The sequence below is a fragment of the Sorangium sp. So ce834 genome (assembly GCF_051521425.1).
Classification (GTDB): domain Bacteria; phylum Myxococcota_A; class Polyangia; order Polyangiales; family Polyangiaceae; genus Sorangium; species Sorangium cellulosum_D.
In genome coordinates, this window is record NZ_CP150351.1 from 12,884,033 (window position 1) to 12,906,173 (window position 22,141).

19 protein-coding genes are annotated in these 22,141 nt (G+C 73.5%); 9 read left to right on the forward strand and 10 right to left on the reverse strand.

Going from position 1 to position 22,141, the window contains the following annotated elements; all coding sequences use genetic code 11:
* Positions 1-62 precede the first annotated feature (62 nt).
* A complete protein-coding gene (locus tag WMF20_RS47125; protein ID WP_437608258.1) occupies positions 63-2,627 on the reverse strand; it encodes a PAS domain S-box protein in 2,565 nt (854 codons plus the stop codon).
* Positions 2,628-2,878: 251 nt separating this feature from the next.
* Between WMF20_RS47125 and WMF20_RS47130 the strand changes: the two genes are divergently transcribed.
* Entirely contained in the window at positions 2,879-4,420 is a 1,542-nt protein-coding gene (locus WMF20_RS47130; protein ID WP_437608260.1) for an ATP-binding protein, read from the forward strand.
* Positions 4,421-4,435: 15 nt separating this feature from the next.
* Here the strand turns inward: WMF20_RS47130 and WMF20_RS47135 are convergent, their stop codons facing one another.
* The 5 genes from WMF20_RS47135 to WMF20_RS47155 are packed head-to-tail and all read right to left on the reverse strand — an operon-like array spanning position 4,436 to position 8,233.
* Positions 4,436-5,416: an alpha/beta hydrolase family protein gene (locus WMF20_RS47135; protein WP_437608262.1), complete on the reverse strand. Its 981-nt coding sequence runs from the start codon at positions 5,414-5,416 to the stop codon at positions 4,436-4,438.
* Between the two features lie 19 nt (positions 5,417-5,435).
* The gene (locus WMF20_RS47140; RefSeq protein ID WP_437608264.1) at positions 5,436-6,020 is read right to left on the reverse strand and encodes a Uma2 family endonuclease; all 585 of its coding nucleotides are present in this window, start codon (positions 6,018-6,020) and stop codon (positions 5,436-5,438) included.
* 52 nt (positions 6,021-6,072) lie between these two features.
* Positions 6,073-6,816, reverse strand: coding sequence for a SirB1 family protein (locus WMF20_RS47145; protein ID WP_237244745.1), 744 nt, complete (start codon positions 6,814-6,816; stop codon positions 6,073-6,075).
* A 46-nt stretch (positions 6,817-6,862) separates the two neighbouring features.
* Positions 6,863-7,672, reverse strand: a complete 810-nt coding sequence (locus tag WMF20_RS47150; protein WP_437608266.1) for a polysaccharide deacetylase family protein — start codon at positions 7,670-7,672, stop codon at positions 6,863-6,865.
* 3 nt (positions 7,673-7,675) lie between these two features.
* Positions 7,676-8,233, reverse strand: coding sequence for a hypothetical protein (locus WMF20_RS47155; protein ID WP_129580380.1), 558 nt, complete (start codon positions 8,231-8,233; stop codon positions 7,676-7,678).
* Between the two features lie 178 nt (positions 8,234-8,411).
* Between WMF20_RS47155 and WMF20_RS47160 the strand changes: the two genes are divergently transcribed.
* The 7 genes from WMF20_RS47160 to WMF20_RS47190 all read left to right on the forward strand — a co-directional run bounded on the left by WMF20_RS47160 (position 8,412) and on the right by WMF20_RS47190 (position 17,244).
* Entirely contained in the window at positions 8,412-9,881 is a 1,470-nt protein-coding gene (locus WMF20_RS47160; protein ID WP_437608268.1) for an MBOAT family O-acyltransferase, read from the forward strand.
* A gap of 117 nt (positions 9,882-9,998) precedes the next feature.
* Positions 9,999-10,331, forward strand: a complete 333-nt coding sequence (locus tag WMF20_RS47165) for a hypothetical protein (RefSeq protein ID WP_129580382.1) — start codon at positions 9,999-10,001, stop codon at positions 10,329-10,331.
* A 137-nt stretch (positions 10,332-10,468) separates the two neighbouring features.
* Complete coding sequence (locus tag WMF20_RS47170; RefSeq protein ID WP_129580383.1) at positions 10,469-10,906, forward strand: hypothetical protein; 438 nt, start codon at positions 10,469-10,471, stop codon at positions 10,904-10,906.
* A gap of 49 nt (positions 10,907-10,955) precedes the next feature.
* A complete protein-coding gene (locus tag WMF20_RS47175) occupies positions 10,956-11,642 on the forward strand; it encodes a hypothetical protein (protein ID WP_437608271.1) in 687 nt (228 codons plus the stop codon).
* Positions 11,643-11,866: 224 nt separating this feature from the next.
* A complete protein-coding gene (locus WMF20_RS47180) occupies positions 11,867-12,967 on the forward strand; it encodes a tryptophan 2,3-dioxygenase family protein (protein WP_437608273.1) in 1,101 nt (366 codons plus the stop codon).
* The gene (locus tag WMF20_RS47185) at positions 12,964-15,009 is read left to right on the forward strand and encodes a DCC1-like thiol-disulfide oxidoreductase family protein (RefSeq protein ID WP_437608275.1); all 2,046 of its coding nucleotides are present in this window, start codon (positions 12,964-12,966) and stop codon (positions 15,007-15,009) included. The genes WMF20_RS47180 and WMF20_RS47185 overlap by 4 nt, the downstream gene beginning before the upstream one ends.
* A gap of 9 nt (positions 15,010-15,018) precedes the next feature.
* Positions 15,019-17,244, forward strand: coding sequence for a hypothetical protein (locus WMF20_RS47190; protein WP_437608277.1), 2,226 nt, complete (start codon positions 15,019-15,021; stop codon positions 17,242-17,244).
* A 109-nt stretch (positions 17,245-17,353) separates the two neighbouring features.
* Here WMF20_RS47190 and WMF20_RS47195 read toward each other — a convergent pair whose 3' ends face one another.
* Positions 17,354-17,779: a hypothetical protein gene (locus WMF20_RS47195; protein ID WP_437608279.1), complete on the reverse strand. Its 426-nt coding sequence runs from the start codon at positions 17,777-17,779 to the stop codon at positions 17,354-17,356.
* Between the two features lie 239 nt (positions 17,780-18,018).
* Entirely contained in the window at positions 18,019-18,789 is a 771-nt protein-coding gene (locus WMF20_RS47200; RefSeq protein ID WP_437608281.1) for an SDR family NAD(P)-dependent oxidoreductase, read from the reverse strand.
* A 130-nt stretch (positions 18,790-18,919) separates the two neighbouring features.
* On the opposite strand from WMF20_RS47200, the gene WMF20_RS47205 reads away from it, so the two are divergent.
* Entirely contained in the window at positions 18,920-19,567 is a 648-nt protein-coding gene (locus WMF20_RS47205; RefSeq protein WP_437608283.1) for a TetR/AcrR family transcriptional regulator, read from the forward strand.
* Between the two features lie 212 nt (positions 19,568-19,779).
* Here WMF20_RS47205 and WMF20_RS47210 read toward each other — a convergent pair whose 3' ends face one another.
* Together WMF20_RS47210 and WMF20_RS47215 are read right to left on the reverse strand one after the other, a co-directional pair.
* Positions 19,780-20,223, reverse strand: a complete 444-nt coding sequence (locus WMF20_RS47210; RefSeq protein WP_437608285.1) for an FHA domain-containing protein — start codon at positions 20,221-20,223, stop codon at positions 19,780-19,782.
* A gap of 113 nt (positions 20,224-20,336) precedes the next feature.
* Complete coding sequence (locus WMF20_RS47215) at positions 20,337-21,767, reverse strand: non-reducing end alpha-L-arabinofuranosidase family hydrolase (protein ID WP_437608287.1); 1,431 nt, start codon at positions 21,765-21,767, stop codon at positions 20,337-20,339.
* Positions 21,768-22,141: the final 374 nt, after the last annotated feature.

Genomic DNA, 22,141 nt, shown 5'->3' on the forward strand with positions numbered 1-22,141 from the left:
ACGCGGGGGCGGCGCCTCGATGCGCGGCGGCTCGCGGCCGGGCGCGAGGACGAGCGCGCGTCCTACCTCGCGGCGGGCGCCGCCGGCGGGCCGCCCTCTGACGCCGGGGCGCCGCCCGCGCCGACGGCGCGCGGCAGCTCGACCGAGAAGGTCGCGCCGCGCCCCGGCGCGCTCTCCACCCGCACGGCGCCCCCGTGCTGCTCCACGATGAGCCGCACGATCCACAGGCCGAGGCCGAACCCGCCGTAGTGCATCACCGACGCCGCGCGCTGGAACCGCTCGAAGATGCGCGCCTGGTCGCCGGGCGCGATGCCGATGCCGCGGTCCTCCACGGCGAACCGGACCCGCTCGGCGTCGGCCTCGACGCGCACGTCGATGGGCGCGCCGGCGCCGTATTTCACGGCGTTCGACAGGAGGTTCGTGATCACCTGCTCCATGCGGGCGCGATCCCAGCGCACGAGGACCTCCTCGCTCCCGAGCAGCCGGATCGACGAGCCCCGGCGCGGCCCCTCCTCGAACCGCTCGACGCTCTCGCGGAGCAGCGCGACGAGGTCGAACTCCTCGACGCGGAGCGACAGGCCCCGCGCCGAGATCCGGGAGACGTCGAGCAGCTCGTTCACGAGGTCGCTCAGCCGGAAGACGCTCCGGTGGATGGTGGAGAGCTTGGCGTCGAGCCGCGCCGCGTCCTGGGTGGCCTGACCGAGCCGGATCGCCCGGCGCAGGCTCTCCACCTGGAGGAGGAGCGCCGTGAGCGGCGTCTTGAGCTCGTGCGACGCGATGGAGAGGAACTCGTCGCGCACCTCGACCGCCTCCTCGAGGCTCCGGAGGAGCCGCTCGCGCTCCTGCTCCAGCCGGAGCCGCTCGGTCTCGTCGCGGGTGTTCATCACCGCGCCCGCGGGCGCGCCGTCCGCGCGGCGCAGCGGGGACGCGCTCGCGGAGAGGACGCGCGCCGAGCCGTCCGGCCGCTGGACCTGCCAGCAGACGCTCTCCACCTTCTCCCCGCGCAGGGCGCGGTGGAGCGGCGTCTCCGCGGCGGGCGCCGAGGCGCCGTCCGCCGGGGCGGCGCCCGTCGCGCGCGCCCACGCGTCGATCGTGAGCTCCGTGGCCGGCCCGAGCTGCCGCTCGGCCTCCGGGTTCATCAGGCGGACGACGCCGTGCTCGTCCACCATGACGATCCCGTCGCCGCTCTGCCCGATGATGCGCCGCAGGACCGCGTGCTCGGCGGCGCGCCTCGCCTCGCTCTCCCGGAGCGCGTCCTCGGCGCGCTTGCGCTCGATCCCCTGGGCCACCGTGACCGCGATCGTCCCGAGCGCGTCGAGCACCTCCTCGTGCAGGGGCCGCCGCGCGAACATCGCCATGACGCCGATGAGCCGATCCTCGACGAGCAGGGGGTAGCCGGCGAACGACACCATGCCCTCGCGCTGCGCCCAGCCCTTCTCGCTCACCTGGGGATCGCGGAGGACGTCGTTCGTGAGGTGCGGCCGGAGCTCCTTCGCGATGCGGCCGATCTTGTAGCTGCCCACGGGGACGCGGCTGTGGGGCCCGTCGAGGTGCGTGTACATCCCCGCGCTCGCGCGGAGCTCCAGGACCTGCGCGCGCTCGTCGAGCAGCCAGATGCGGGCGAACGCCGCGTCGAGGTGCGCCCGGATCGCCTCGGCGCAGCGCTGCAGGAGCTCGCGCATCGTCCCGGGGTGGGACAGCGCCGCGCTCACCTCGGCCCGGAGCGCGCCCATGAGCGCCTGCGCGGCGAGCAGCTGCTCGCTCTGCCTCCGCTCGGTGATGTCCACGAACGTGACGATGGCGCCGACGACCTCGCCTTGCCTGCGGACGGGGCGGGACCAGTACTCGACGGGGAAGCTCGTCCCGTCCGCGCGAAAGAGCAGCTCGCCGTCGAGGTGCGCGGCCTCCCCGCTCCGGGCCGTGCGGCAGATCCCGCACTCCGACTCGGGCAGCGGCGCGCCGCCCTCGCGCGTGTGGTGGATGAGCTGGTGCATCGCGCGGCCGACGAGCTCCGCCTCGTCGCGGTAGCCGAGCAGCCGCGCGCAGGCCCGGTTGGCGAACGTGCACCGGCACGCGCCATCGAGCCCGTAGATCCCTTGCTCCGTCGACTCGAGCAGCGCCTGCGCCCGCTCCTCGCTCTCGCGGAGCGCCTCCTCCGCGACCTTGGCGCGCGTGACGTCCATGGAGAGGCCGCGGGCGACGGGCCCCCTGCCGGCGGGGTCCACGCGGCGGGCGAGCTCGCTGCTCAGCCACACCGTGCGGCCGTCCGCGGCGAAGAAGCGGTGCTCGATGCGCTCGGTCGACCCCTCCGCGAGGACCTTGCGCGCCAAGGCGAGCAGCCGCGACCGGTCCTCCGGGTGCTGGTGCCGCCAGAAGAGGCCGTCATCGGCAGCCCAGCGCTCTGCGGCGTGCCCGAACAGCTCCCTCGCCGGCGCGCGCACCGCCGACAGCTCGAGCGCGTCGCCGGAGACCTCCCACATCAGCGCGTCCAGCGCGCCGAGGAGCGCCGGCGCCCACGCGTCCTCGGCCGGCGTGTCGCGCTCGTCCTCGGCGCGCGCCGGGCTCTGTCGGCCTGAGCCCGGTGCGCTCCCCGTCTGGCCCTGCGCGTCGCTCGCCGGACAGCCCACGTGTCAGGCTAGCATGGCTGCCGCAGCGCGCCGCTGGGTCCACGGCTCCCGAGCCTGCGCGCGGCTCCCCTCGGCGCACGGCCGGTCCTGCGCCGGGGCTCCGTCGCGGCGGGGCCGATCGACGGCCCAGCCCCCTCGAGCGGCGCCGCGCCGGCCCGCCTGGCGGCGCGCGCGGGCGGCGGATCCGCCGTCTGCCGCGTGCGATCGGGGGCGACCTGGGCGAGGATGGCGTCGAGGGGCAGGGACACGCCGTGCGGCTCGGGATCCGGCTTCAGCTCTTGTTCGCGCTCGGCGCGCTGCTCGTGCTGGCGTTCGTGCCGCTCTTCTTCGCCGTCGCGAACCTCACGCGGGCCACGATGGTCGGCGCGCGCGCGTCGAGCGCCCGCGCGATCGGCCGCGCGATCGCCGGGCACGTCGCCGCGGCGCGGGCGAGCCGGTCGGCGCCGGAGCTCTCGCCGCTGCTCGAGGCGCAGCTCGGGCCGGACGGGGCGTCGGCGATCGGCGTCTACGACGCGGCGGGCGCGCTCGTCGACCGCGCCGGGGAGCCGGAGGTGGCGGCGGCGCTGCCGGCCTCGTTGGAGGCGGGCGCGGAGGTGCTGAGGGCGGTGCGCACCGCGCGGGGCGGCGCGCTCCTGGTCGTCGTCCCGGAGCACGCGCGGGACGCGGCGCCGCGCGCGGAGGCGGCGCCCGACACGGCGCGCGCGGAGGCGGCGCGCGCGCGGCCGCCGCAGGTCGGCTCCGTGGCCGTGCTGGTGCCGACCGACCCGTCGACGGTGCCCTCCGCGCCGCTCGTCCGGATCGTGGCGCTCTACACGGGGGTCGTGGCGCTGGCGCTGCTCGTGTTCGCGTACATCGCGATGACGCGCCTCGTGGTGCGGCCCGTCGACGCGCTGTCGCAGGCCGCCCGCCGCGTGGCCGGCGGGGCGCGCGACCTCGAGGCGCCGCGCGCCGGCGCGCGGGAGCTCGCGGAGCTCGGGGCGAGCCTCGCGCACATGACGGGCCGCCTCCGGGCCGACGAGGAGTCGCTGCGGGCGAAGATCGCCGAGGTCGAGCGCTACGCGGCGGACCTGAAGAGCGCGCAGGAGCGGCTGGTCGGCTCCGAGCGCCTCGCGTCCGTGGGGCGGCTCGCGGCGGGGCTCGCGCACGAGATCGGCAACCCCATCGCGGCGATCCTCGGCTTCCAGGAGCTCCTGCTCGCCGGGGGGCTCACGCCCGACGAGGAGCGCGAGTTCCTCGAGCGGATGAAGCGCGAGACCGAGCGCATCCACAAGATCTTGCGCGACCTGCTCGACTTCGCGCGGCCGGCGGCGCGCGGCGCGGGCGACGCCGGGGAGGAGCCCTCCGGCTCGGTCGCGGAGGCGCTCGCGGACGTCGTCTCGCTGGTCTCGCCGCAGAAGGCGTTCCGCGCGGTCGAGCTCGTGCGGGACGTCGCGCCCGACGTGCCGCCCGTCCAGCTGTCGCACGGCCGCCTGGTGCAGGTGCTCCTGAACCTCCTCCTGAACGCGGCCGACGCGGTGCCGCGCGCCGGCGGGCGCGTCTGGGTGCGCGCGTCGCGGGCCGCGGGCGGGGGCGCGCGGATCGAGGTCGAGGACAACGGGCCGGGGATCGCCGAGGCGGTCCGCGAGACGCTGTTCGAGCCGTTCATCACGACGAAGGAGGTCGGCGAGGGGACGGGGCTCGGGCTCGCGGTGTGCCGCGGGCTCGTCGAGGCGGCGGGCGGCGCGATCGGGGTCGAGGCCGGGGCCGAGGGCGGGGCGCGGTTCGTGGTGCAGCTGCCGGGCGCCGCGGGGTGAGGGGCCTCGCCCTCGCTACGCGCCGAGCCGCGCCATCGCGTCGACGGCGGCGCGCCGGAGCGCCTCGGCCTGGTAGACGATCGCGCCGGCGTGCCCGGTGTCGAGCCACCGGAGCTCGCTCGGCCTCCAGTGCGCGTGGAGCGCCTCGACCTGCTCGGCGAACACGTATCCGTCGCGGCGCCCGCCGACGAGGACGGTCGCGTCGAGCCGCCGCGGCGCCGGGTGGCGGTCGAGGTCGGCGGCGCCGAAGAGGGCGCCGAGCCGCGCCCGCGCCGCCGCGGGCCCGCCGAGCGCCTCGAACTCGACGCTGACGGACAGCATCCCCTCGGTGAACACCGGCACGGCGCTGCGGCCCGCGCCGAAGACCGCGACCGCGAGCGGGCGCGCCGTCAACGCCGCGGCCAGCGCCGCCGACGTCCCGCCCATGCTGAAGCCGACGACGCCGATGCGCTCGTGTCCCTCGCGGGCGAGGTGCTCGACGAGCGCGCGCGTCTCCTCGACGGTGGAGAGGTTCATCAAGAGGTGCTCGGCCACGGTGCGGATCGCGGTGGCGCGCTGCCCGGGGGGCCGGCGGAGGCCGTACATCGCGTTCTCGAGGAGGATGACCTCGATGCCCTCGCGGGCGGCGAGCGGCCAGAAGAGCCGCGTCCGCGCGGCGAAGCCCTCGTCGCCGGAGGCGGCCAGCGCGACGTAGACCGGCCGGCGGCGGCCCCGCTCGGGCGCCCTGGGCGCGATGCGGCGCACGAAGGCCGTGCCCGCGCAGGGCGGCAGGCCCGGGAGCGCGGCGGCGAAGGAGCCGTCGGTCACGTCGACGGGCCCGTCCGCCCGCGGCCGCCCCCAGGTGACGGCCGCGGCGCGCGGGGGCTCCGAGAACCGCGCGATGGTCGGGACCCGCTCGAGGACGCCCTCGTCGCCCCAGCCGGCCGCGAAGAGCCGGCGGCGGCGGGACAGGACGGCGTGGGCGTGGTCGAGCCAGTGAACGGATCGCGCGCGCACCGCCGCCCTCACGCTCCTCTCACTCCTCGACGGTCCCGGGAAGCCACCACGACGCGACCGCGAGCTCTCCGTTGAACGGGGGCAGCACGACGCGCTCGTCGTCCTGCGCCGTCGCCGTGAGCGCCGGCCTTCCGCCGACCGTCTCGAACACCTCGACCAGCCGGCGCATCGGGTCCACGATCCAGCTCCAGCCGACGCCGGAGCGCGCGTAGAGCGGCAGCTTCACCGCCAGGTCGTCGCGCGCGGTCCCGGGCGACAGGACCTCGCAGCACCAGTCGGGGAGGATCGTCAGCGGGTTCTCGTCCGGCAGCTCGGGGACCCGCTCGACGCGGAATCCGCACAGATCCGGCACGACGAGCCGGCCGCCGGGGAAGCGGATCTCGGTCTCGGGCTCGATCCACCAGCCGGCGCCGCCGACGTTCGCGTCGAACGGGACGAGGCCGTGCAGACAGAGCCTGGCCGCGCGGCGGTGGCGCTTCCCGGGCCGCGACATCGTGCGGAGGACGCCGGGCTCCAGGATCTCGCCCGTCAGGTGCTCGGGAAGGGCGCGGATGCGCTGGTAGAGCTCCTCGAAGGTCAGGGGGGCCGCGGCAGGTTGACCCATGCCGACGAGGGTATCCCATCGCGCGCAGCGCGCGAGCGGCGATCGGGCTACGTCAGTTCAGCCCGCGCCCCAGCGGCGGCCACGGCCGCTCCCCGCCGAGCTGGTCGAGCTCCTTCCGCAGCTCGTCGGTCGGCGCGAGCACCTGCATCCGCTCGAGCACGCTGCGCAGCCGCGCCGCGTCCGAGCGGCTCGAGTAGATCGAGCGCAGGTTGTTCAGCATGCGCACCAGGATCTGTCGCTTCTGCGCCGGCACGAGGAGCCGCGGGTCCGGGTCGCGCGTGGCGCCGGTCGCGCGGGTGTGCAGCGCGCGCAGGTCGTCCCGGCCGAGCAGCCGGCCCTCGAACGGATCGATGAGCAGCACGCCGCCGCGGACCGGCGTCCTCACCAGGAAATGCCCCGGGAACGACACGCCCTGCGCCTCCAGGCCGGCGCGCCGGCACACCTCGAGGAGCACGACCGCCAGCGTGATGGGGATGCCCGTCCGGCGATCGAGGACCTCGTGCAGGTAGCTGTTCTTCGGGTCGTAGTAGTCGCCCGCGTTCCCGTGGAACCCGAGATCGCCGTAGAACCAGCGCAGCAGCTGCTCGATCGGGCCGCTGCCGGGCGTCGCCTCCGGGGCGCGCAGGGGGCGCTCGATCGCGCGGCGCGCCTCGCCGCCGAGCTGGTCGAGCACGCCGAGGTAGTGCGGGATGTCGAGGCCCGGGTACGCGGCGTCGTCGATGAGGAGCGCCGCCTCGGCGAGGTCGAGCTCGTCCTCCGGTCTCGCCGCGATATGCGCAAAGAGCGTCAGACTCACCGGCGCAGCCATCGGACGGAGCGTAGCGCCACCTGCGAGAAATGGTCTAGGCCAGGGCGTCGTCCCGGCCGTCTTCGTCGAGCCACGCGTCGAGGCGGACCCCGACCAGGTTGCGCTGGCTCATCGCCGCGAGGATCCGCGGGAGCGCCGCGACCCCCGCGGGCGCGTGGTCGTCGCGCTCGGCCGCGTCGTGCAGCAGCACGATGGCCCCGTCGCGGAGCCCCGGGACGACCCGGGCCGCCACCCGCTCGGGGCTCGCCCCGGCGAGCCCGTCGAACCCCCGCGCCGACCAGCCGATTACGTCGAGGTCGAGCGCGTCGACGGCGCGGGCGATGCGGGGGCTCGTGTGGCCGACCGGCGGCCTGAACAGCGTCGGGCGGGCGCCGGTGATCCGCTCGAGGACGTCGAGGCCCCGCCGGAGATCGCGCTCGACGGCGCGGGCCGAGCGCAGCGAAAAGAGCCGGTCGTGCGCGTGGCTGTGCAGCCCGATGGCGTGGCCCCGCGCCGCGATCTCGCGGACGAGCTCCGGGTGGATCTCGGCCTTGCGGCCGATGACGAAGAACGTCGCCTTCGCGCCCGCCTGGTCGAGGAGATCGAGGACCCGCGGCGTGTGCTCCGGGCTGGGCCCGTCGTCGAACGTCAGCGCGACGCCCCGCGCGCCGGGCGGGCCGCGCTTCACCACGTCCACGAACATGCCGAGCCCGAGGAAGAAGACCCCGCACAGGACGAGCGCGAGGTACCCGACGATCGCCGCGCCGGCGACCGCGAAGGGCACCGGCGCGACGAGCAAGGACCGCGCGACCAGCGCGAGCGCGCCGAGCGAGGCCGCGTAGAGGAGCGCTCGCGCGACCGGCACGGCCTACTTCTTCGCGCGCTTCTTTTCGGGCTCGACCTCGAGGTCGTCGTCGAGCTCGTCCGCCGCGGCGGACGCCGCGATGCGCTTGTTGCCCCCGGCCGCCGCCTTCACCGCCGGCTTCGCGCCCGGCTTCTCCTCGTCCGAGGGGTCGTTGTCGGCCTCGTAGAAGCCGCCGAGCAGGGCGGCGATCGCGGCGAGCGACGTGATCGCGAGGCCGCCGAACGTCCCCGCGCTCCCCGCGGCCTCGCCGAGCGACAGGTTCGCGCCGCCGAGCTCGCCGAGCGGCGCCGGCACCTCCATGGTCAGCCAGCGCCGCGCGGCGTACATCAGGCCCGCGCCGAGCAGCGCGCCCACGAAGGCCTTCATCCCCGCCTCGATCTTCGCGTCCTTGGCCCAGATGGGCTTGCCCGCGACGAGCCCCACGAGGACCCCGGCGAGCGCCGCGGCCACGTAGGCGACGATCGCGATGGGCGCCGCGTAGCCGAGCTTCGCCAGCCCGAACCCGAGCAAGCCCCCCACGATGAGCCCCTTCACAATCCCGAGGATCAGGCGACCCAGCATCAGATCCATCCTTGGCACGACGCGGGGCGCCGTTCAACATGGCGCCGCGCTGCCACCAGCTGCGCCGCGCGGCGCTCGCCGTGGTAGACGGCGCCCACCGCCCGGGTAGCCCGCGCGTTCGGCCCTCCCGGCCGTCGCGCCCCCCTCGCCGCAAGCCTGCCCCGGGCTCCCACCGGCCGTGCTCTTCAACACCCTCCGTTACGCCGAGTTCTTCGCCGCCGTCTTCGTCGGATCGTGGGCGCTCGTGCGGTTCGCCGGCATCCGCGCGCGCGTCGTGTTCCTGCTCCTCGTGAGCTACGGGTTCTACGCGGCCTGGGACTGGCGCTACCTGCCGCTCATCTTCGCCTCGTCCACCGTCGACTTCCTGCTCGCCCGCGCGATCGCCCGCGAGACGAGGCCCCGGGCGCGGCGCGCGATGCTCATCGCCACCGTGGCGCTGAACCTCGGGTTCCTCGGCTTCTTCAAGTACTGGAACTTCGCCCTCGAGAACGTGGCCGCGCTGCGCGCCCTGCTCACGGGCGAGCCGGCGAGCGTGGGGCACGCGCTCCGGGTGCTCCTGCCGCCGGTGGGCATCTCGTTCTTCACGTTCGAGTCGATGAGCTACGTCATCGACGTCTACCGGGGCGAGCTCCCGCCCCACAGGAGCTACCTCCGCTACCTGCTCTTCGTCGCCTTCTTCCCGCACCTCGTCGCCGGCCCCATCGTGCGCCCGCGCGACCTGCTCCCGCAGTTCGAGCGCGCCCCGAGCCTCACCCGCGAGGAGGGCGGCGAGGCGCTGTTCCTCGTCGCGATCGGCCTCGTCAAGAAGGTCGTCCTCTCGGATCAGCTCGCGCTCAACCTCGTCGACCGCGTCTTCGAGCGCCCGGAGAACTACTCGGCGCTGGAGGTCCTCGCGGGCGTCTACGGCTACGCCGCGCAGATCTACTGCGACTTCTCGGGCTACACCGACATCGCGATCGGCTCGGCGCTGCTGCTCGGCGTGCGGTTCCCGAAGAACTTCGACGCGCCGTACAAGGCGCAGAACCTCGCCGATTTCTGGCGCCGCTGGCACATCTCGCTCTCCACGTGGCTCCGCGACTACCTGTACATCCCGCTCGGCGGCAACCGCGGCTCGGAGCTCGCGACGTACCGCAACCTGATGATCACGATGCTGCTCGGCGGCCTCTGGCACGGGGCGTCGTGGAACTTCGTCTTCTGGGGCTTCCTCCACGGCCTCGGCCTCGCCGTGACGCGCGCCTTCCAGCGCGCCATGAAGCGCCGGCGTCCGGAGGGCGAGGGCGCGGGGAGGGCCGCGCGCTCATCCCTGGCCGGCTTCCCGATCCGCGCGCTGTGCGTGCTGCTGACGTTCCACTACGTCTGCCTCGCGTGGATCTTCTTCCGCGTGCCGACCTTCTCGCAGGCCGTGCTCATCCTGCGGCAGATCGGCACGCTGACGACGTTCCACCCGAACCTGCCGCCGGTGCTTGTCGCGCTCCTCGCGGTCGCGCTCCTGTCCCACTACGTGCCCGAGCGCCTGTACGAGCGCGCCCGCGGCGCCTTCATCGCGGCGCCGGCGCCGCTCCAGGGCGCGCTGCTGTTCCTGGTCGCGGTCTCGCTGCACGAGGCGGCGAGCGCGGCCGCGGTGCCGTTCGTGTACTTCCAGTTCTGAGCCGGGCGCCGGGCAGGCGGGAGGGCTCGACCACGGGGGGAGCCCGGGCGCCGGGATCGCCGCGCCGTAGGTTCATTTCTGGGGATCTCAGGAGGAGCGGTGCATTACGCTCGTGCCGTGCGCCCGTCCCGTGCCGCTGCCCTCGTCCCCTTCGCCGCCCTCCTGGCCGGCGCGCTCTCGCCCGCGTGCAGCGTGGCCAACGTGCCGTCGAACGCGATGCCGATGGTCCGCGCGCGCGCCACCTCCGACCTCGACTGCCCCGACAAGGACGTCCGCGTCGAGGAGCAGCTCGGCGGCCAGTTCAAGGCCGTCGGCTGCGGCCGCAAGGCGTACTACCGGGCCGCGTGCGAGGCGCTCCGCTGCGTGGTGAGCGGCGAGGGCGAGGCGGCCGTCCCCTGGAGAGACCGGCCCGAGCCCATGGACGTCGACCGGGGCCGGGGCCTGCAGTAGGCCGCGCCGCGGCGGCCGATCCCGGGTTTTCCGGGCTTTTTGGGGGGCACGTGGGCCCGGGTTCGAGGTAGCCTGCCGCGTCTCGATCATCCGCCCAGGGGTTCGGCCATGGCCTTCATCACCACCGAGAGCTGCACGTGACGGACAGGGCGCCGGCCGACATCGACGGCCCGGAGCCGGCGGCCGCCGACCGGCCCGAGCCGGCCGGGCCGGAGGCGACCTCCCCGCCGGGCGAGGCGGCCGACGCCGAGCCGCGGCGCCGGCCGAAGAAGCGCGCCAAGCGGCGCGGCGCCGACGCAGCCGCGGCCGCGGAGGGCGGCGCAGAGGGCCTGCCGCGCGATCCCGAGCTCACGCGGCTCGTGGAGGCGTTCGAGCGGGGCGACTACGCGCTCGTCCGGGCGGACGCAGGGCGGCTCGCCAAGGAGGCCGAGCGCGAGGACGTCCGCCGAGCCGCGCGGGCGCTGCTGCGCCGGATCGATCCCGACCCGCTCGCCGTCGCCCTGCTCCTCGCGGCCGCGGCGCTGCTCGCGATCCTGTCGCTCTGGTACTGGTCCCACAGCCACGTGTCTCCGTGACGACCCCGCCCGCGACGGCCCCGCCCGTGACGACCGAGGAGGCAGGGCGGTGAGCCCCGCGATCGAGCGCACCCCCGGCCGCCCTCGCGCGCGGCGGCTCGCCGCGCTCTCGCTCGCGCTGCTCGGCTGCGGGGGCGCGCCCGGCCCGGCCCGGCCGGCGGCGTGGAACGCGGCGCCCGACGGGCAGCAGGGCGCCTCCTCGGGCACGCGGGCCGAGCGCTACTTCCCGCTCGTCGACGGGCACATCTACCACTACGCGACCCTGAGCGAGGGCGGTGAGCAGGGGCTCCTCGTCGCGCGCGTGCACCGCGCGGACGAGCGCCGCGGCGAGCTCCGGTTCCCCTCCGGGGTGAAGCGCTTCGAGTTCACCCCCGAGGGCGTGATCCGCAGCGACACGGGCGTCTTCGTGCTCAAGGAGCCGATCGCGCCCGGCACGACGTGGACCGGCGAGCACGGCGGCCGCGCCCGGATCGCCGCGGTCGACGCCGCGATCGAGGTGCCCGCGGGCCGGTTCACGGGGTGCGTGCAGACGGTCGAGGAGCGCCTCGGCGACAGCCCGGCGCGCTTCGTGTCGACGTTCTGCCCGGACGTCGGCGTGGTGGCGATCGAGGCGGCGAGCGGCGTGAGCTCCGAGCGGGCCGAGCTCAAGAGCTACGCGCCGCCCGTCGACGTGGGCCCCGACGGCCTGCGGCGCGCGCCGGCCGAGCCGCCGCCTGGCGCGCCAGGCGTGCGGTGAGCGCGCCGGGGGTGGAAAACGCGCCGTGAGCGCGCGGCGCGGCCCGCCGGTGGAAGGCGCGGCGGGCCCGTGAAACCGCCCGCCGGACCGGGCGCGCTTTCCGTGCGCGCGGCGCCGGCGCACTTCCGTTTCCGGGGTCGCGGGAAGTAGACTCCCGGCGCCGCTCGAGGAGCCGGCGCACCGCGCGAGCTCCCCCGGCGGCCCGCCTCGCGATCGCCACCGACATGAACTACTGGGATTACATCCACGTCGAGGAGCTGCTCGCCCTCCAGGGTGGATTCGACGACGACGAGCAGAAGGTCAGCAACGACGAGGCCCTGTTCATCGTCGTCCACCAGATCTACGAGCTCTGGTTCAAGCTCATCCTCCGCGAGCTCACCTCGGCGCGCGAGCTCTTCCGCCAGAACCCCGTGCCCGATCAGAAGCTCGCCTCCGCGGCGCGCTCGTTCCGGCGGGTCGTCACCATCTTCGAGCAGGCGATCCAGCACTTCCGGGTGATGGAGACGCTAACGACGCGGGATTACTTGGATTTTCGGGATCGCCTCATCCCCGCGAGCGGCTTCCAGTCGGCGCAGCTGCGCGAGATCGAGGTCCTGCTGGGGCTCGACGACGCGCTCCGGATCCCGCTCGGCCGCGAGGGCAGCTACAGGGAGGCGCTCAAGACCGCCGACGGGTCGGCGTCGTCCGCGACGCGCCGGCTCGAGGCGCGGCTCGCGAGCGGGCCGAGCCTCAAGCACTACCTGTACGAGTGGCTGTCGCGGACGCCGCTCGACGGCTCGAGCGAGCCGGAGGCGGTCCTGCGCTTCCTCCGCAACTACATGCGCTCGATGCGCGCCGAGAACGAGCGCCGGGTGCAGATCGCGATCGACAAGGCGCTCACCCCGGCGGACGTCGAGCGGCTCCGCGCGCGGTACGAGGCCGAGAACGCGAACGCCGAGGCGTTCCTGCTCGCCGAGGACGACCCGGGCGCCGACGCGGCCACGCGCGAGAAGCGGCGTGCCGTCCGCGCGGCGATCGTCTTCATCGAGAGCTACCGCGATCTGCCCCGGCTCGCGTGGCCGCGCGAGGTGCTCGACCGCATCCTGGAGATGGAGCAGGCCATGCTCATCTGGCGGCAGCGCCACGCGCGGATGGTCGAGCGGGTGATCGGCCGGCGCACCGGCACGGGCGGCTCCGCGGGCGTCGACTACCTCGACCAGACCGCGCTGCGCTACCGCGTCTTCGGCGATCTCTGGACCGTGCGGTCCCTGCTCTTGCGACAGCCGAGCGTCCCCGAGCTCGAGCATGCATCGGATTACGGATTCCGGGTCGAGGACTCTCCGTGAAATCACTTCGCGATCATTTCTTGCGCATCGACGCCCGCTCGCTCGGGTTGTTTCGCATCACCTTCGGGCTGGTCCTCATCGCCGACCTGTTCGCGCGGTGGCGGTGGGTGCGGGACTTCTACTCGAACGAGGGCGTCCTCCCGAACCACAACCACCTCTTCAACCTCCGCGGCAAGCAGCACGTCTTCAGCCTGTTCCACGCCGTCTCGACGGTGGGGGAGGCCCACTTCGCCTTCTCGCTCGCGCTCGTCGTCTACGCCCTGTTCCTCCTCGGCTACCGGACGCGCGTCTTTCACGTCCTCGCGCTCGTCGTGCTGGTGAGCCTGACGTCGCGGAACATCCTGCTCGAGAACGCCGGCAACTACGCGGCGATCGCGCTGCTCGCGTTCACCGCCTTCCTGCCCTGCGGGGGCCGCCTCTCGCTCGACAGCCTCCGCGCCTCGCTGGCGCTCCGGGACGAGAAGCGCGACACGGAGCTGAACGACCGGTCGCGGACCTCGGACGCCGAGATCGAGGCCGAGCGGCTGCCCGGGTGGTCGCCGACGTCGCTCGCCGCGCTGGCGGTGCTGCTGCAGCTCGCGCTCATCTACCTGTGTACGGCGCTCCAGCAGCGCGGCGAGGCGTGGCGCGACGGCACGGCGTTCTACTACGCGCTCCACGCCGAGCGCCTGGCGAGCGACGCGGGCACCTGGCTCCGCGACGCCCTGCCGCTCGGCACGCTGCGCGGGCTCACGTTCGGCACGTGGGCCATGCAGCTCGCGATCCCGGCGCTCATCGTCGTCCCCGCGCTCTTCCGCTGGACGCGCGGGGCCGCCGCGGCGCTGATGGTGGTGCACGGGCTGATCCTCGGGGTCTTCTTCGATCTCGGGCTGTTCGGCTGGGGGCTCGCCGCCGCCGCGCCGCTCGTGATCCCCGGCGAGCTCTGGGACGCGTACGAGCGCTCCTGGAACGAGCGGCGGGCGCGCACGCTCGTGTACGACGCCGACTGCGGCCTGTGCCTCACGCTGTGCCGCCTGATCAAGCGGCTCGATCTGCGCGGGCACGTGGCCTTCCAGGGCAACGGCGCGCTCGACGAGCTCTACGTCCGCAACCAGACGGGCGCCACGGAGCGCGTGCCGATGCCGAAGGAGGTCACGCCGGAGCTCGTCGAGCGGACGGTGCTCGCGATCGACCGGAACGGGCGCGTGTACACGCAGGGCGCGGCGGTGACCGAGGCGCTCCTGGCGCTGCCGTTCGGCTGGCTCGCCTGGCCGCTCAAGCTGCCGGGCATCTCGCACCTCCTCGACGCGCTCTACGAGGTGGTCGCGACGCGCCGGCACCACATCAGCACGCTCCTCGGCAAGCAGGCGTGCGGGATCCCGCTGTTCGACGAGAGCCACGCGGACGGCGACGACGAGGGCGCCGCGCCGCCGAGCCCCGCGCCGGCGGTGCGGGTGGCGCGCCTCGCGCTGGGGTCGCTGCGCGAGGCGGCGGTGCTCGTGGTGCTCGCCGCGATGCTGGCGCAGACGGCGAAGGAGAACCCGTTGCCCGGCGCGGCCGCCATCCCGCAGGGGCCGGTGCTGGCCGGCGTGGCGACGTGGCCGCGCATGCTGGCGCGGTGGGACGTGATGGCGCCCGAGCCGCCGCGGGTCAACGCGCTCCTCGTGATCGACGGCCAGTCGCGCGCGCAGCAGCCGATCGATCCGCTGACCGGGGAGGAGCCGCGGCTGCAGCCGGCCGGGCACCCCGGGGCGAGGCTCGGCCAGCTCTGGTCCGATTACCTCGATCGCGTCCGGCGGCCGGAGTGGTCCGATTTCCAGCGCGCCTTCCGCGACTACCTCGCGAAGGGCGGGCCCCTCTCGGGAGAGGGCGGGCGCGAGATGGCGCTGACGGGCTACGACGCGTACTGGGTCTCGGCGCCGACCCCCGCGCCCGGCGAGCCCGCGCCCACGGCCTTCGAGCGGGAGAAGCTGTTCTCGCACTCGCGAGGGGGCATGGGGAAGCTCGGCGAGCGCATGCCGCCCCTCGCGCCGGGCCTCGCCCGACCGATCAAGCCGAACTGAGGCGCTCGCATGCGTGAGCCTGACGAGGACCCGAGCGCCGCCGATCGCGGCGCGCCGGAGGAGAGCGCGCGGGCTGGCGAGGCGGCGCCGGAGCAGAGCGCGCGGGCCGGGGAGGCGGCGCCGGAGGAGAGCGCGCGGGCTGGCGAGGCGGCGCCGGAGCACGGCGCGTCACCCGTCGACGGCGCGTCACCCGTCGACGGCGCGCCGCTCCGAGCCGCCGCCAAAGCCCCGAGGCCGCCTGCGAGGGAGCGCCTCCGGCGCGTGGGGCGATGGATCCAGGAGCATTACTGCACCATCGACGTCCGCACGCTCGGCCTGTTCAGGCTCGTGCTCGGCTTCCTCCTGGCGAGCGACTGCGTGCGCCACTGGGGCGAGGCGAGCTGGATCTACAGCAACGACGGGGTGCTCACCAACCACTTCCACCTCTTTCACCCGAGCAGCGGATTCAACTTCAGCCTCTATCACGCGTTCTCGTCGATCGGAGAGGTCCACGTCGCGTTCGCGCTCTCGCTCTTCTGCTTCCTCTGCTTCTTCGTCGGCTGGCACACGCGGCTGTTCTCGATCCTCTCCTTCCTGCTCGTGACGAGCAGGGACAACCGGATCGTCATGATCGAGAACGGCGGCTATGTCGTCGTGAACCTCATCACCTGCTGGGCGATGTTCATGCCGACCGGCAGGCGCTTCTCGGTCGACGCGCTGATCCGCTCCTACCGCGAGCGGCAGGAGAGAACGGCCGCGGATCTCGCGGACCGGAGCCGCCCCGCGTGGGCGCTGCGCCCGTACGTCTCGGGGATCGTGCTCCTCGCGATCCTCAACCTGGCGACCATCTACTATTTCAACGTCGTCAACAAGTCAGGCCTGATCTGGCGCCGCGGCGAGACGGTGCATTACGTGCTGCACCTCGACCGCATGGTCACGGGGCTCGCGGCCGTCGCGCGGGAGTACATCCCTTACTGGGCGAAGCGGGGGCTCACCTGGGGCGTCCTGATGGTCGAGGCGCTGCTCGTGATGTGGATCCTCTCGCCCTACGGCCGCCGCTTCACGCGCGCGCTGGCGATGCTCGGGATGTGGGCCTTGCACGGCTCGTTCGGGGTGATGATGCGCCTCGGCCCCTTCTCGTGGTTCATGATCGGCTGGTCGTTCCTGCTGCCGACATCGCAGCACTGGGACGCCCTCGCGCGCTGGTATCGCCGCCGCGCGGCGCCCCGGGTCGTCGTCTACGACGCGGGCTCGCCGCTCGCCTTCGCGATCATGCGGCTCCTGGTCCGGCTCGATCACCTCGAGCTGCTCCGGTTCGAGGAGGCGCGCGCGGCGGCCTTGGCGGAGGCGGAGGCGGCGGGGGGAGGGGAGGCGGTGGGGGGAGTAGAGGCGCGGCCGGAGCTCTTCGAGGCGCGCGATCCGTCGGATGGCCGGGTGTTCCGGGGCGCCGCGGCGCTGCGCGAGATCCTGCAGGCGCTCCCCGGAGGTCGCTTTGCCCGCCCGCTGGTCTGGGCGCTTTGCCTCGGCGCGCCCGGCGCGCTGCTCGCCGCCGTGTCGCGGCGGCGCGACGCCATCGCCAGGTTCTTCGGGCTGACGCGGCCGCCGCGCGCGAGGGCTCTGGCGGTGGAGGGCCCGTCGCCGCTCGCGGAGAAGGTCGCCCGCGGCCGGGTGATCGCGCGGGAGGCGCTGGTCGCGTACCTCGGGCTCTGCGCCGTGAGCCAGGCCATCAACGAGAACAAGAGCGTGCCTGCCGTCCTCAAGCATGCTCAGCCGAAGATCGTGCAGGCGACGATCGTGTATCCGCGCCTGCTCCAGGGGTGGGGCATGTTCGCCCCGAACCCGATCACCGAGGACGGGTCGATCAGCGTCGACGCGATCACCGTCGACGGGCGCCACGTCGATCCGTTCACGGGGCTCCCGCCCGATCTCGACCTCTCCGACGCGCGGGGGCTCGGGCTCGGGCAGATCCGGCAGGACTATTTCAACCGGATCCGGCTCGACCGGAACAAGCCGTTCCGCAAGCCCGGCCTCCAGGAGTACCTGCTCAGGTATCATGAGCGCACCGGGCGGCCGGACGACGAGATCGTCGCGTTCGACGTCTACTGGGTGCGGGATCAGTGCCCGAAGCCGGGGGAGAGCGCGCCGTACAAGAACGAGGCGATCCCGATCCTGTCGTACCGGAAGCCTGGGTATCGGCCGCGTCCGGGGCTGCCGCCGCTGCCGCCGGCGCCGAAGGAGCAGAGCGCGGGGAATTGAGCCCTCGTCCCGATGAGGCGAGGGGGCGGCGGCGAGGCGCCGCGCGCCCCCGGAAGCGCGCGATTCCGGGGATGCGTGGCGACGGATCCGCCGGAGGGTCGCAGGGCGGTCACCGCTGGCACTGGAGCGTCACGGTCCGGCCCGACGCTTCGGCGGGGACCGCCGTGCTGCGAAAGTCGCCGGGCCCACACTGCCAGCGGGCGTAGTACTCCTTGGCGCAGCCGTACGCGGGATCTCCGATGACACGGTGGTCGATCGCGTACTCGCAGTAGGTGAGGCCGTTGCAGGCGCGGACCAGGTTGTAGGTCTGGTTCCCTGCCGAGATGCCGCAGTTGGCCCCGTAGGTCGCCTCGATGACCCTGATCGAGCCCCGCCTGGCCTCCTCGGCGACCTCGCCCTCCGGGTTGTCCGACACGCTTGCGGTCTCCCCCTCGTCGCCGATGTCCGCGGTCTCCGGCGCGGCGCTGGCGCGCGTCGAGGAGATCGCCAGGAATCCGCCGAGGAGCGCCCTGCTGATACCGATGAATGCCGTCACCTCGCCCTCCGACTCTCGCAGGTCACGGGCTCGGATCGCGGCGCGTCATCCCGCTCCGAGCACCCGGCCCGCACGGGTTGTTTAACGTCACCCGGGGGCACGTCGAGCCCCCTCCCGCGGTGTTCAGCGCGGCTCTCCGAGGAAGCGAGCGCGTCCCGGCCTTCCGGGTTTCCGTGTGTTCGCCGCGGCGTTCGAGGCGGCGCTGCACGAAGAGAGGAGCGAGGAGCCCGCCAGTCCCGTCACATCGGCCGGCCGCCGCTCGCGCGGAGGATCTCCCCCGTGACCGCGGTGTTCGCCGCCGAGCACAGGAAGACGATGATGGGCGCTACCTCCTCGGGCCTCAAGAGCCGCCCCACGGGATACGCCTTCCCGCGCTGCGCCAGCATCTCCGGCGACGTCCGCGCGCTCACCCGGTCGGTCACGGTCAAGCCCGGCACCACCACGTTGGTCAAGATCCCGTGCGGCCCGAGCTCGCGCGCCAGCACCGCGGTGAGCCCGTGGAGCGCCGACTTGGCGGCGGCGTAAGGACCGGCGCCCACCACGCCGTCGAGCGCCACGCCCGAGGAGACGTTGACGATCCGGCCCCAGCCGCGGGCGCGCATGGAAGGCACCGCGGCCTGGATGGCGGCGAAGGCGCCGTCGACGTTGTCGTGGAGGGTGCCCTGCCACTCCTCGAGCGGGATGTCCTCGAACCGCGGCGCCTCCCAGGGCAGGCGCTCGCTCCAGCGGACCGCGTTGTTGACGAGGACATCGATCTGCCCGAAGCGCGCCACGGTGGCCGCGACCGCCGCCTTGACCGACTCGAGCGACCCGAGATCGAGCTCCAGCGCGAGCGCCTCGCCGCCTCGCCGCTCGATCTCCTGGACGACCTCCGCGGCCTTCTCACGCTCGCTCCTGTAGGTGAGCGCCACGCGGGCCCCTTCGGCCGCGAGCTGCAACGCCACCTCCTTGCCGATCCCCTGCGAGCCGCCGGTCACCAGCGCGGCTCTGTTCTCCAGCCCCAGCTTCATGCGCCACCTCGCTTTCGACGAGAGGGTAACCGAACTGGAAGAAACTTCCACGATGAAGTTGGAAGAATCTTCCAGTCGAGTCCGCGGTGGGCCGCTGGTCAGCGGCGCGGGGCTGCGGTAGGGAGGGGCCGTGGCCGTGGCGCGACAGAACGGCGTGGCCCGCCGGGAAGCGCTGCTCGACGCGGCGCTCCGCTGCTTCGAGCAGCGGGGCCTCTTGCGCACCGGCATCGAGGACGTCCGCAAGGAGGCGGGGGCGAGCCCATCGAGCGTGTACCACCTCTTCGAGGATTTCCCGGCGCTGGTGGCGGCGCTGCTCGAGCGGACCTTCGAGCGGCTGCTGGGGGACGTCACCGCGCGCGTGCGCTCTGCCAGGACGGCGCGCTCGGCGGTGCGGGCGCTGGTCTCGGCGCACTTGACCTGGGTGCTCGACCACGAGGCCGAGGCGCGCTTCATGTACCAGGCGCTCGCGCTGGAGCTCGACGGGCATCACCGCGCCGCGCTGCGGGAGACGAAGGCGCGGCTCAAGGCGGAGATGACGGCGCACCTCGCGGAGCTCGGCGTCCTCGCCGGGGCGCGCTCGTCCGAGGTGATGGTCGACGTCGTGCTGCTCGGCCCGGCGCACCAGGCCTGCCGCGCCTACTTCTCGGCGCCCGGCGCCGTGGACCCCGCGTGGATGAAGGCGACCCTGCCCGACCTCGCGTGCGCGGCGCTGGCGAGGCTCGCGCCGGCGGAGAGCGGAAGTCCCCCGGCCATCGGCAGACCTCGTCGCCGTCCGTGAGCGGCGTGGCCGGCCGGGTGAGGCGGTCGCTCGGGTGAGGATGGCAGGTCGCGCGCTGCGGGCTCATGGCCCCGCCGACCGCGCTCGGAGCTCACGAGGGGCGAATCGGCTCCGCGAGCCAGCGAACAAGGGCCTCGCTGTCGAGATCGAGCAAGGCGTCCTCGACCTCGCCGGGGCCGAGCGCGCGGGCTCGCTCGAGGATCATACTTCGTTCATGCGGCCACGACGCTGAAGCGGATGCGCCCCACGGACAGCTCGTCCCCCACCTCCAGGACCGCCGGGATCCCAGGGGTCATGTGACGCCAATGGCCGTCGCGGTGCACGTGGGTCCCGTTGTCGGAGCTCATGTCCTCGACGAAGCTCGAGTCCCCGTAGCGCCACACCCGACAGTGACCGCTGCGCACGCCCCAGGTGACCGTCGCGTGGTCCAGCTCGAGGCGCCTCGCGCCGACCGCCACGCCGGCGGGCGGCCGCCGCCCACACCCCTGATGGATCGTGAGGCGCTCCTCGGAGATGTCGATCACATCGTTGATGCTCAGCGGGCGCACCCGCCCCTCGCACACGAGCCTCGCTCCGACGGCGGTGGACAGCCGCAATGCCAGTCCCGGGGCACCCGGCGACGTCGACTGCGTGTCGGACATCAGAGCAAGGTACATGGAGCGCAGCTTTGCGCAAGCGCGCGTTCCTGGAAGAGGTGACTCATCCCTCCGGCCCCGACGACGGCTTCTACGGCCCCGTCACGATGAGGGCTTCGAGGGCGCATCCGCGCTCACGGCACGGCCGTGAGCAACCCGAGGCTGTACTCGTTCAGGTCGTAGCTGCTCCCGGCCCGGGTGCGGCCCTGGAAGAGATATCGCATGTTGCACGTGTCGATCGTCATCGTCTCGTCGGGGTTGTCGCGGAGCATCTCGCCGTGGCTGATCCCGTCGTTCGACCAGCCGGCGCCGGTGACGTTGGCCTTCCCCGCGAAGGGGTTGGCCTGGGTGGCCGCGAGCGGCGTCCACGCCCCGTCGAGCCTGTCCGCCGTCCAGGAGCGGAAATACCGGCCATCGCCGATGGCCTCGTGGATCAGGAGGTACTTGTTGCTGCCCTTGATCTTGTAGACGTTGGCGGCCTCGAACAAGGCGAACCTGGAGTCGCTCAGGGCGATGACCGGCGTGCCGAAGCCGTTCGGGAAGCTCGACTTGCTGGTCTGGCTCCGATAGAGATGCCCGTTGTCATCCGAGAAGAACAAGTAGCAATTTGCATCGTCGCAGATCACCCAGAAATCGATCCATGTCCCTGAGCCCTTGTTCTCGGTGACGATCGCGGGCTCCCTCGCGATGAACGTCTTCGGCGCCGACCAGGACCTGACGTCGCTCGGGTTCGTGCTGGTCGAGTAGGCAGGCGGCTGTGTCTGGTAGACGAGGTACCACAGCTTCTGCGGCGAGAAATAGAAGAGCTGCGGGGCGCACTTGTAGCCGGTCAGGTTGCGGTTGGTGCTCAAGAGCGTCTTCGGCGCCGACCCGGCCTGGTTCCAGTCGGTGAAGTTCAGATACGTCATGTTGTAGCCGCCGGCGTAGTGCGTCGCGTACACGTGCCACTTGCCGTCGTGGTAGAGGACGGTCGGGTCCTTGATCGACACGGAGCCGCTCGGCGGCGTGATCAGCGGGGGCGAAGCCGTCCATTCGAAGCTCGTGGGCACGCCGCAGCCAGAGCCCGTGCTGCCCCCCGCGCCGCCGCCGCCCCCTGCGCCGGCGCCGGTGCTCGTGGATCCGCCCGACCCAGCGCCGCCGCCGGCGCCCCCGCCTCCGCCCGACCCTGTGCCGCTGCTCGCCGAGGAGCTCGCGGACGAGCTCGAGCTGCTGCTCGAGGAGGCGCTCGCGCTGGCGCCCGAGCCCCCGCTGCCGCTCACCGACGCGAGCGCGGGCATCCCGGTGCCGTTGGCGCAGAACCCCCACGTCGCCGAGGCGCCTGGACCCAGCGTCCCGTTGTAGTTCTCATTGGCGGCGTGGAGCTGCCCGCCCGACGCGGTGACGCGCGCGTTCCACGCGTTGCCAAGCGTCGAGCCGTTGAGCCCGACGACGACCCCCCAGGAGGTGACCGGGCTGGCGCTCGTGTTCTTCACCGTAACGTCCGCGCAGTACCCGCTTCCCCACTGCGATTGCAGCGCGAGACCCGCCTCCATCGTGCCGTCCGGGCTCTTCAACGCGGAGTCCACGGAACCGCTGTCTTCGTGGTCAGAGAGCCCGGAGATGCAGGCGAGCGAACAGCACGCGACAGAGGCGGAGATGCAGCTAAGCAAATAGGTGATGCGCATGAAGGTTCTCCAGGGCCGGAGCGGCCGAACTGCAAGGTTTCGCCGTCGAGCAGCCGCCACACGATGCCTGTGTCGATGACCACACGCGGCATGGAGCCGAGGCGATGCTGAAGATGTGCGAGCGCGTGTCGGGGCTCGTGGCCGCGACCGCCGTCACACCGCAGCCAGCCTGCGGGAACAAAGCAAAAGAATGCTACCGCGGCCCAATGTGAGCGTTCACATGGCCGGTGTCAACGCCAATCCACCGACGCGTGGCCATCCTTCGGAATGCGGTT